The organism is Otariodibacter oris (genome assembly GCF_009684715.1).
GTDB lineage: Bacteria > Pseudomonadota > Gammaproteobacteria > Enterobacterales > Pasteurellaceae > Otariodibacter > Otariodibacter oris.
Window position 1 is genome coordinate 2,009,715 of the sequence record NZ_CP016604.1, and the last position, 9,410, is coordinate 2,019,124.

11 protein-coding genes and 1 pseudogene are annotated in these 9,410 nt (G+C 36.2%); 4 read left to right on the forward strand and 8 right to left on the reverse strand.

Going from position 1 to position 9,410, the window contains the following annotated elements:
* Positions 1-2: 2 nt before the first annotated feature.
* From A6A10_RS09525 to A6A10_RS09540, 4 genes are all read right to left on the reverse strand, one after another.
* A complete protein-coding gene (locus tag A6A10_RS09525; protein ID WP_121123719.1) occupies positions 3-473 on the reverse strand; it encodes a cytochrome c-type biogenesis protein in 471 nt (156 codons plus the stop codon).
* Positions 474-477: 4 nt separating this feature from the next.
* The gene (locus A6A10_RS09530; RefSeq protein ID WP_121123721.1) at positions 478-1,017 is read right to left on the reverse strand and encodes a DsbE family thiol:disulfide interchange protein; all 540 of its coding nucleotides are present in this window, start codon (positions 1,015-1,017) and stop codon (positions 478-480) included.
* A gap of 73 nt (positions 1,018-1,090) precedes the next feature.
* Positions 1,091-1,984 (reverse strand): archaetidylserine decarboxylase, encoded by an 894-nt coding sequence (gene asd, locus A6A10_RS09535; protein WP_121123723.1) that lies wholly within the window; start codon positions 1,982-1,984, stop codon positions 1,091-1,093.
* A gap of 111 nt (positions 1,985-2,095) precedes the next feature.
* Complete coding sequence (locus tag A6A10_RS09540; protein WP_121123725.1) at positions 2,096-2,443, reverse strand: ComEA family DNA-binding protein; 348 nt, start codon at positions 2,441-2,443, stop codon at positions 2,096-2,098.
* A 327-nt stretch (positions 2,444-2,770) separates the two neighbouring features.
* Here A6A10_RS09540 and A6A10_RS09545 point away from each other — a divergent pair, with 327 nt between their 5' ends.
* The 4 genes from A6A10_RS09545 (at position 2,771) to rfaC (ending at position 6,470) form a co-directional block, all read left to right on the forward strand.
* Complete coding sequence (locus A6A10_RS09545; protein WP_121123727.1) at positions 2,771-3,967, forward strand: LysM-like peptidoglycan-binding domain-containing protein; 1,197 nt, start codon at positions 2,771-2,773, stop codon at positions 3,965-3,967.
* A 74-nt stretch (positions 3,968-4,041) separates the two neighbouring features.
* On the forward strand, positions 4,042-4,464 hold the full coding sequence (locus A6A10_RS09550) for an MliC family protein (RefSeq protein ID WP_121123729.1): 423 nt from the start codon (positions 4,042-4,044) through the stop codon (positions 4,462-4,464).
* A 1-nt stretch (position 4,465) separates the two neighbouring features.
* Positions 4,466-5,524 (forward strand): lipopolysaccharide heptosyltransferase II, encoded by a 1,059-nt coding sequence (gene waaF / locus A6A10_RS09555; RefSeq protein WP_121123731.1) that lies wholly within the window; start codon positions 4,466-4,468, stop codon positions 5,522-5,524.
* Positions 5,505-6,470, forward strand: a complete 966-nt coding sequence (rfaC, locus tag A6A10_RS09560; protein ID WP_121123733.1) for a lipopolysaccharide heptosyltransferase RfaC — start codon at positions 5,505-5,507, stop codon at positions 6,468-6,470. The genes waaF and rfaC overlap by 20 nt, the downstream gene beginning before the upstream one ends.
* Positions 6,471-6,666: 196 nt before the next feature.
* Here the strand turns inward: rfaC and A6A10_RS09565 are convergent, their stop codons facing one another.
* The 4 genes and pseudogenes from A6A10_RS09565 to A6A10_RS09580 form a co-directional block, all read right to left on the reverse strand.
* Positions 6,667-7,338 carry a phosphoglycolate phosphatase gene (locus A6A10_RS09565; RefSeq protein WP_121123735.1) on the reverse strand — a complete coding sequence of 224 codons (672 nt, stop codon included), beginning with the start codon at positions 7,336-7,338 and terminating at the stop codon, positions 6,667-6,669.
* Positions 7,339-7,545: 207 nt separating this feature from the next.
* Positions 7,546-8,343: a prolipoprotein diacylglyceryl transferase gene (gene lgt / locus A6A10_RS09570; protein WP_121123737.1), complete on the reverse strand. Its 798-nt coding sequence runs from the start codon at positions 8,341-8,343 to the stop codon at positions 7,546-7,548.
* Between the two features lie 26 nt (positions 8,344-8,369).
* A complete protein-coding gene (locus A6A10_RS09575) occupies positions 8,370-9,167 on the reverse strand; it encodes a sulfite exporter TauE/SafE family protein (protein ID WP_121123739.1) in 798 nt (265 codons plus the stop codon).
* Positions 9,164-9,409, reverse strand: a pseudogene (locus A6A10_RS09580) (RNA pyrophosphohydrolase); the annotation flags it as partial. The pseudogene A6A10_RS09580 and the gene A6A10_RS09575, both read right to left, overlap by 4 nt.
* Position 9,410: the final 1 nt, after the last annotated feature.

The following is a 9,410-nucleotide window of genomic DNA, read 5'->3' on the forward strand; positions in this document are numbered from 1 at the left end:
CATTATTCCTTATCTTTCAAGATCGCATTGAGGCGATCTTGATCGAGTGTTTTTGCATTTTGGGACGATGAACTAACCGCTTGTGATCGATTTCGTTTACCCATAAGAATAATTCCGAGTCCTAAAATAAGTAATAATACGGGAGTTAACCATAAGAAAATTGTTGCTAGAGTTAAAGGGGGATCATAAGTCACAAAATTGCCATAACGTTCAACCATATAATCCACCACATCTGATTTACTTTTACCTTGTTTTAATAGCTCTAACGCTTTGTTTCTCATATCAGTGGCAATAGTCGCATTAGAATCAGCAATATTATTATTCTGACATTGTGGACAACGCAATTCTTGAATCAGTGCTAAATAATCAGATTCCTGTTGTGGAGTATCAAACTCCAACACTTCAATACTGGCAAGGCAGAATGAAGAAATGAAAAGTAAGCTAAAAAAGTAGATCTGTTTAATTAATTTCATTGTGTTATTTCAGCCCATCATAAATGGGTTTAAGTACTTCATTCCATACTTTTGCATTTACATCGCCGACGTGGCGATAATGAATTGTACCTTCACCATCAATGATAAAAGTTTCTGGTGCACCGTACACACCTAAATCTAACCCTAAAGAACCTTTCGGATCGTAAACAATCGCTTGGTAAGGATCGCCGTAAGTATTAAGGAATTTTAATGCCTTTTCTCTTTCGTCTTTATAATCGACACCAACAATTTGCACGCCTTCCTTTTCAAGCTGAGTAAGATATTGATGCTCTGCAAAACAAGTTGGACACCAAGTTGCCCAGACATTCAGTAATCGTGGCGAACCTGTTTTAACGACATCTGAATTGACGACATCTTGTGCATTACTTAACGATTCCAGTTGAAATTCAGGGATCGTTTTACCGACTAAAACAGATTCCAATATTTTTGGATCGTTACCCGATGCATTTTGTTGTAACTGCACAACGAATGCGATAATCAAACCGAGAAAGATAATGAGTGGGAGTAATAATTTTTTCTTCATTTGCCTATTATTTTTTGTTTAAGATAGCTTCATTATCTATCAAATGACATAGAGTTATACTGCGTTTAATCAATTATTTGTTAATCTTGGCTAAACGTTCACCCATTTTGAGTGGTTCACCTGTTTTGAGGTAATCTTCAAAGGTGACTGTATCTTTAGGGAATAAATTAATGACTGTTGAACCTAAACGGAATGCACCCATTTCTTGACCTTTTTTCAGGTGTACTGCACTCTCACCTTCCGTCAAGTAATGGTAAACTAGCACATCCTTTGCTCTTGGCGGATTAATCACTCCCGCCCAAACAGTACTCATACTGGCTGTTATGGTTGCCCCCACAAGAATTTGTACCATTGGACCAAATTCCGTTTCAAATTCACAAATAACACGTTCATTACGAGCAAATAAATTTGGCACATGTTCCGCTAAAAATGGATTAACCGAAAATAATTCACCCGGTACATAAATCATTTTTTTCAATGTAGCATCACAAGGCATATGCACACGATGGTAATCTCTTGGTGATAGATAAGTTGTAATGAATTGACCATCTTTAAATTTCTCTGCTAATTCAAGATCATTAGCAAGTAATGTTTCAAGATTAAATTGATGCCCTTTGGCTTGTAATAGTTGATTTACTTTAATTTGCCCTAATTCACTCACACGACCATCTGCTGGTAAACAAAGTGCTTGGCTATCTTGATTAATTGGTCGCGCATGTTCTTTTAAAGGACGGATAAAGAATTCGTTAAATGTAGCATAATCATCTGGGCTTGTTTTTTCTGCTTCATCCAGATTAACCTGATACTTCTTAGCAAACATTTTAATTACAAAATGGGTTACAGCCCCTAATTCCTTTTCAGCAAACCAACCAGCTACTTGAGTGAGACCGAATTGTGGCATGATATATTGAAAAGCAATTTTTAAGCGTTGGATATAAGTAGGTGAAGTATATGATTTTAATGGCATTGAATTATCCTGTTTTCCCTTGTTGTACAGACGAAACAGTATAACAAATGCCACATAGTTTACAATCAAATAGGATTTGTTGATAAATCCTTATTTAAATAGATAATTGGATTATTTTAGAATAATACGATCACGATTTTTGTCCAATGTAGCAGGTCCAATACCTGAGACTTCGGTAATTTGTTCCACAGCTAAAAATTGTCCATTATTTTCACGATATTCCACTATCGCTTGTGCTTTTTTAGTACCAATACCTACCAACTTATCTTGAATTTCCGCAACTGTAGCAGTATTAATATTCACCACATTTGGATTTATATTTTTCTTGCTCGCTTCACTTATTGTATGTATTTCTGCTTTTGATTTGGCAATATCCAACTTTGGAGTATCTTTAGCAACGGAAACAGCTGCGTAAGAACAAAATAATAAACTTAATACATAGCGTGTGATTTTTTTCATAGATTTGGCTCCTTAATCATTGTGTTAGTGGTTATGTGAAATCACTTAATCACTCTATTTATGTAGGAGCCAATCAGCAATAATGTCATGTAATTTTCACGATCCACCTCGAAAAAATCATATGGAATAGTAAAAATTGTTACATTTATAGCAATTTTTAAATTAAATAGTGATACTTTTATTCAGAAAGAACGTGATGAATTTATAGAAATCCTTTAGAATATAAATAATTCTACTCGTGTTCATTAATATTAAATAGTTAATGAATCAATATAAGTGAAATAAAATATCAACCCTAAATTATCCATTTTAGAAGAACAACTGACTATGTTAAAAGAAAACAATCAAACTCCATCAACTACAACAGAAACCGTTACATCGAAAACTACAGGCTTTGCTTTCCCACCTGTATCAGAAAATGAAACACAGCCTCATACAGAGCAACCAGATTTAACTACAGATCCTCGCTTGACGACAAGTACACCCGAAGAATCTCTAGAAAAAGAAAATACAGCAGAACAAAATATTCCACCAACGTTAGGTGCAGAGAGAGTTATTCCACAAACGTCATCAGCAAACAATAAAAACAAACAAGTACCAAATGATGCAAAAATACCGCCTAAATACCGTCGCTTATTCATTGTGATCTTAATTATATTGGCATTATTACTTGTATTTTTCTTATTAAAACCACAAACACCAGAAACAGTGGAATCTCTACAAGATCAAGGTACAAGTTTACCAATTGAATTTCGCCCTGTTGATGAGGAAGAGGCAAGGAGAGCAGAAGAAGAAGCTAAAGCATTACAAATCACACAACAACAGCAACAAACAATTAATCGAGAAAATACTCAATTAAATGACTCATCTAACGCTCAAGAAATTACTCTAAATACTGATAATGACAATGCTATTAATACTCAAGATAAAGAATCAATATCTCAAACATCAACGGTATCAAATAGTTCAACATCAATACCGAATGATCATGTAAATGTAACACCAGCACCAGTACAAAAACCAAGTTTAGATAGTGGTAGTGTCATTTATCGTGAAGAAGCTAGCGTGCCAAGTAGAAGTTCTCAAAGAACTATTTCTCGAGGAGTAAGCCAAACAAGCCAAGCTCAAGCTAATGTAAGAAAAAGTTCTCAAACACAATCACAAACTCAACAACGAAATACACGTTCTCAACAGACAGTTCAAACAAGAAATAAATCTACTAATACTGCTGCATCGAGTACAACAACTAGTACAGCGCTGTCTCCAGAAATCGTATCAGTTAAAACACTAATTGTGCCTAAAGGTGTATCATTGATGCAAATGTTCAGAGATAATGATCTGAATATTTCTGATGTAAATGCCATGAATAAAGAAAACGATATTTTAAGCCACCTTCACGTAGGGGAAGAAATTACCGTATATTTAGATAAAAATAATCGTGTAGTTGAAATGCAAATTGCCTCTGCAGGTAGATTTGTTCGCCAAACAGATGGTAGTTATAAATATCTTGCTAATTACAAATAATCTAGTAACAATAGATAAGAGCAACTTATTCAGTTGCTCTTTTTTCTAACACACTATATAACAGGGTCTCCTTCATGCATTCGCTAAAATATAAAAACATTAGCTTATTTTTATGTTGTATTAATCTGAGTGCTTGCAGTTTAGCTATCATTGCTCCAGCTGAACAATTACAACAAAAAATAAAAATTGAGCAGAAACAAGTTCAACTACAAAATAAAATTGAATCGAGCCGACATGTTATAAAAAAACAAGTTGTTACTTCCTATCTATGTGAAAAATCTCAAAATTTAAGGATCCAAGCCACACCAGATAGAGATAATTTAATAAGAATTACATTTAATCGCATAACACATACCTTATCACCAACTGTAACAAGTAAGGGGAAACGTTATAGCAATATTCGTTGGATATGGACTGAAGATTTAAATGGCATTGGAACATTAAGCGATAATCGCAATAATATCTTAGCAACAGGTTGTGTTAAAAAAGGAGATTAATGTGAATATTCTTGTGATTGCCCCCTCCTGGGTAGGGGATATGATGATGTCTCACGCTCTATATCAACAACTTAAAATTCAATACCCAAACTCTCAAATTGATGTAATGGCACCCGACTGGAGTCGTCCATTATTGTCTCGTATGCCAGAAATCCGTCAATCGATTACAATGCCAATCGGCCATGGTAGTTTTGCCCTAGGTAAGCGGTATAATTTGGGAAAAAGTTTGCAATATCAATATGATATGGCAATTGTATTACCGAATTCACTGAAATCAGCTTTTATCCCTTTTTTTGCAAAGATCCCCTACAGACGAGGCTGGAAAGGAGAAATGCGCTACGGATTATTGAATGATATTCGTAGCAATAAGCAAGATTATCCCATGATGGTACAACGCTATTTAACCTTAGCCTATGAAAAAAGCAATATCCCAAGTGCGACAGATTTACCGATTATTTATCCAAAATTAAAAGTAAACTCAGCTGAGGTTGCTCAAAGTCGCAAACAATTTGAGACATTATTGAATAGTACCGAGAGTCGTAAAGTGATTGGTTTCTGTCCTGGTGCTGAGTTTGGTCCCGCTAAACGTTATCCTCATTATCACTATGCGAGTTTAGCGCAAATGCTCATTGAAAAAGGTTATGCAATTGAGATCTTTGGATCACAAAAAGATGCAGCAGTCGGTGAATCTATCCGTAACTTACTTCCTCAATCATTACAACAATATTGTGTGAATTTAGCAGGGAAAACTAATTTAAATCAAGCGGTTGACCTTATTTCTGAGTGTGTGGCTGTGGTAAGTAATGATTCTGGTTTAATGCACATTGCCGCTGCGCTTGATCGACCTCTTGTTGCACTTTATGGACCAACGAGTCCACAATATACACCTCCTCTATCTGATAAGGCGATTATCATTCGCTTAATTGAAGGTGGGCTTATTAAAATTCGTAAAGGGGAAGATAGCGCAGAAGGCTATCATCAAAGTTTAATTGATATTAAACCTGAATTAGTATTAGAAAAATTAGCACAACTATTACAAGATGAAAATTTGTCTAATTAAAACTTCCTCTATGGGAGATGTTATCCATACACTACCTGCATTAACTGATGCACAACAGGCTATCCCTAATTTACAAGTAGACTGGGTAGTGGAATCAGCTTTTGCTGAAATTCCTTCATGGCATTCGGCTGTAAATAAAGTGATTCCTCTTTCCTTACGAAAATGGCGAAAATCCCCCGTATCTTCAAATACAAGAAAAGAGTGGAATGCCTACAAAGCATCATTACAGTCTGAAAAATATGATGCGGTGATTGATGCACAGGGGCTTATTAAAAGTGCTTTATTTGCCACCCGGTTAGCAAATGGAGTGAAACATGGTTATAACCGCCATTCAATCCGTGAACCTCTTGCCTCACTCTTTTATGATAAAACCTATGCGATCTCTTATCAGCAACATGCAGTAGAACGTATCCGCCAACTTTTTTCCCAATCCCTTGGATACAGTATAGAATCTTCACTAGGTGATTATGGAATAGCGGATAGATTCTCCCAATATTTTGCAAAAAAAGGCGAAGAACTCACCGCTTATAAACCCTATATTATTGCTATTCATGCGACTACTCGTGCAGATAAACATTGGCCAGAAAATTATTGGGTGGAGTTATTTTCTCAGTTAATCAAAAAAGGGGTTAATATTCGCTTACCATGGGGAAATACGGAAGAAAAAGTGCGAGCTGAACGTTTTGCACAACATAATCCAGACTACATTCAAGTCTTACCTAAATTAACGCTAACTGAGTTAGCTTATCAAATTGCAAATGCGGAGAGTGTGATTTCTGTTGATACGGGTTTAAGCCACCTTACTGCAGCCTTAGATAAATCTAATATAATTTTATATGGAGCAACGGATCCGAATTTAATTGGAGCTTACGGTAAGAATCAGATTTATTTAAGTGCTAAGGGAATGGAGAATATTTTACCTAATGAAGTATTAGGCTTAATTTAATCTATCATTGATCTATTTGTAAATAAATTATTGGTATAACTTTTCATATAACATTAACAGATTCGAAAAACCAAATAGTAGAACAAATACTCTTTGTAATTCCAAGACTAGATCATCCCTGATCTTTATCTATCAAAATATATCCATATTTTTATAATACTTAATCAACGATTATCTTCCTTATGACAATTAGCTCTTACTTAATAATTTCTAAGATCCCTGCAAAATCATCACACACAAAATCAGGATTAGAGTCACTGATTGGGATGTTGTAGTTATAGCCGTAGGTTAAACCGACACTGGTACAGCCTGCATTTTTAGCGGCTAAAATGTCATTTTTAGAATCGCCGACAAAAAGGATTTCGTGTGGATATAAGCCAAATTTTCCGCATAGATAATAAAGCGGAGCTGGGTGGGGTTTAATTGCTGGGAGAGATTGTCCGCCAAGAGTCTCTGAAAAGAGATGATCGATACCGAAGGCTTTGAGTACAGGTTGAACGTGTTTGGTTGGCTTGTTTGTTACAACGGCTAAGGTATAACCTTTAGCTTTAAGGGCTTCTAAGGTCGATTTTACGTTGGGATAAAGTTTACTAATGTTACACACATTTTCGCCATAGAAAAATCCAAAGCGTTTTTTAATCTGTTCGATTTGCTCTGCTGTAAATTCCTCTGCTCGCTCTGTCCAAGCTAATCCTTTCTCAAATAGCACGTCAGCACCATTACCAATCCACGTTAGCACTAATTCTTCGGAAGCTTGAGGTAAACCCACTTCAGCAAAAGCAGAATTTAAGGAAAGGGCTAAATCAGGGAGGCTATTAACGAGTGTTCCATCGAGGTCGAAACCAATAAGTTTGAATTGTTGAGTCATCATTTATTCCTTTACAAACGGTAAGATTAGGCAATTATTTTGTAAAAAATAAATTTTTGCATAATCTTTTGTTCTCATTCCTATTTTTTGAAGGGAAACATTTTTAAGCTTGGAAAGTTTATTACTTTTTGATGTGATGGGAAATTGATTTTTAGCAGAAGATATTAAAAAAATCCCCTCTTTAGTAGAGGGGATTTGTATTTAAATCTATGACATTCGTTTTTTTCGGTAGGCGATGACTAGAATAATCAATCCGACAACCACCATTGGTAGAGAAAGTAACTGGCCACGCGTAATCAGATCATCAGGTGTATTCACATTTGGATCAATTTCTCGGAAATATTCAACGATAAAGCGGAATATGCCATAGCCTAATAGGAATAAACCAGACACTGAACCCATTGGACGAGGCTTGCGAATGAACCAGTTTAAGATAATAAATAAAACTAATCCTTCTAAAACTGCTTCATAAATTTGTGATGGATGGCGTGGTAAATAACCTCCACTTGGGAACATCATAGCCCAAGGTACATCCGTTACTCGTCCCCATAATTCACCATTAATAAAGTTACCGATACGTCCCATACCTAATCCGAACGGAATCAGTGGTGCAACAAAATCGGCTGTTTGCCAAAAGCTTCTTTTTTGGCGGTAAGAGGTAAAAATCATCATGATAATGACACCGATCAATCCACCGTGGAATGACATTCCCCCTTCCCAAATACGGAATAAATAGAGTGGATCTTGTAGGAAATAGTCAAAACTATAAAAGAAGACATCGCCAATACGTCCACCTAAAATCACGCCCCAGAAACCATTAAACAGTAACTGATCGACTTGTTCCGTTGTCCATACGCCATTAGAACTTTTTGCGCGTTTTGTACCTAGCCAATAAGCAAAGCCAAAACCTAATAAGTACATCACACCATACCAATGCAATGAAATAGGCCCAATCGAAAAGACAATCGGATCAAAATTTGGAAAAGCTAAAAATTTTTCGTTCATAGTACCTCAATATACTGTGCTATAAATTATTTTAAAAACATGTTGATTGCTATGCCGACCAATAACACGGCAAAGGCTTTTTTCAGAATAGGAACAGGTAACACATTAGCTGCACTTGCTCCTAATTTCGATGTAAAGAAAGAGGTTAATGTGATCCCCACTAAAGCGGGCAGATAAATATAACCTAATGCATATTCAGGCAAGTTGGGTAATCCCCATCCGCTGAAGATAAAACTAATCGTGCCCGCTAAGCCTAGTAATGCACCACAAAAAGATGAAGTTCCAATAGCACGTTTCATTTCAAGCCCTCTGCCATTGAGGTAAGGAACGATAAATGCGCCACCTGCAATGCCCGCCATACTTGAAATCGCCCCAATTAAAACCCCTGCAATCACGGTAGATTGAGGTGTTAAAACTTTCACTGGTTTTTCATTCTTCTTTAAAGATGAAAATAACATTTTACCGGCAAGGAAAATCACAATCACCGCAAAGATTTTAGACATTAAATCTTTTGGTAAATCTGTCACAACCAATCCAGAGACAAATACAGAAATCATTAGAGCTGGAATGAAAAACTTACTCACACTCCAATCCACATTACCTAATTTGTGATGGCGTTGTGCCGCAGAAAATGCGGTGACCACGATAGTTGAAAATGATGTACCTAACGCCATAGACATTAAATACTCAGGGGGAATATTTGCCATGGGTAATAAATAAACCAGAGCAGGCACAATAATTAATCCGCCCCCGATACCAAATAAGCCAGCAAGAAAGCCGACTAAAGCGCCTAATGCTAAGCAACTAAAAAAAATCGCACTCATGATTTTTTACCTCGATAACCTTTATTATAAGGTTTGCGAAATTCCTTTTTTCCTTGGCGAAACTCTTTTTTCTCCACAGATTGTTGAGGGCGAGATTCTTTATTTTTACCCATACTTCCCATTAAGATCTGCGCAAACTCCTTCATTACTTTACGATAAACATCCCGTTTAAATGAAACAACTTGGCGAACAGGATACCAAAAGCTCACCCACCGCCATCCATCAAATTCGGGATGCTTAGAT

What these genes read in the sequence shown, in the direction of transcription:
- A6A10_RS09525 (WP_121123719.1), bottom strand. Translation starts at nt 473, where the DNA reads ATGAAATTAATTAAACAGATCTACTTTTTTAGCTTACTTTTCATTTCT.
- A6A10_RS09530 (WP_121123721.1), bottom strand. Translation starts at nt 1,017, where the DNA reads ATGAAGAAAAAATTATTACTCCCACTCATTATCTTTCTCGGTTTGATT.
- asd (WP_121123723.1), bottom strand. Translation starts at nt 1,984, where the DNA reads ATGCCATTAAAATCATATACTTCACCTACTTATATCCAACGCTTAAAA.
- A6A10_RS09540 (WP_121123725.1), bottom strand. Translation starts at nt 2,443, where the DNA reads ATGAAAAAAATCACACGCTATGTATTAAGTTTATTATTTTGTTCTTAC.
- A6A10_RS09545 (WP_121123727.1), top strand. Translation starts at nt 2,771, where the DNA reads ATGTTAAAAGAAAACAATCAAACTCCATCAACTACAACAGAAACCGTT.
- A6A10_RS09550 (WP_121123729.1), top strand. Translation starts at nt 4,042, where the DNA reads ATGCATTCGCTAAAATATAAAAACATTAGCTTATTTTTATGTTGTATT.
- rfaC (WP_121123733.1), top strand. Translation starts at nt 5,505, where the DNA reads ATGAAAATTTGTCTAATTAAAACTTCCTCTATGGGAGATGTTATCCAT.
- A6A10_RS09565 (WP_121123735.1), bottom strand. Translation starts at nt 7,338, where the DNA reads ATGACTCAACAATTCAAACTTATTGGTTTCGACCTCGATGGAACACTC.
- lgt (WP_121123737.1), bottom strand. Translation starts at nt 8,343, where the DNA reads ATGAACGAAAAATTTTTAGCTTTTCCAAATTTTGATCCGATTGTCTTT.
- A6A10_RS09575 (WP_121123739.1), bottom strand. Translation starts at nt 9,167, where the DNA reads ATGAGTGCGATTTTTTTTAGTTGCTTAGCATTAGGCGCTTTAGTCGGC.